The sequence below is a fragment of the Bacillus sp. SIMBA_008 genome, from assembly GCF_046535495.1.
In the GTDB taxonomy this organism is placed as follows: Bacteria; Bacillota; Bacilli; order Bacillales; family Bacillaceae; genus Bacillus; species Bacillus subtilis.
Window position 1 is genome coordinate 1 of the sequence record NZ_JAWRWL010001064.1, and the last position, 245, is coordinate 245.

A 245-nucleotide genomic window follows, 5' to 3' on the forward strand; every position below is an offset into this window, starting at 1 on the left:
GTCAGCACATAAAAAAAGCAGATCATAACGATCTGCTTTTTCATTTTATTCTTCCGGTTTCTCCGGTGTTTTGCCTTGTGTCAGCTTATGGCCTTCGATATCCACGTTCGGAATGATTTTATCCAGCCACTTCGGTAAGTACCAGGCCGCATGTCCCATCAGCTTCATGACACTCGGAATGATGGTCATTCTTACAATGAACGCATCGAAAAGAACACCGAAGGTCATTGCCAATCCCATGGATT

General features: G+C 44.1%; 1 pseudogene. It reads right to left on the reverse strand.

Annotated features, from left to right (window positions below):
- Positions 1-45: 45 nt before the first annotated feature.
- Positions 46-245: pseudogene (locus SB658_RS26685) on the reverse strand (MMPL family transporter); the annotation flags it as partial.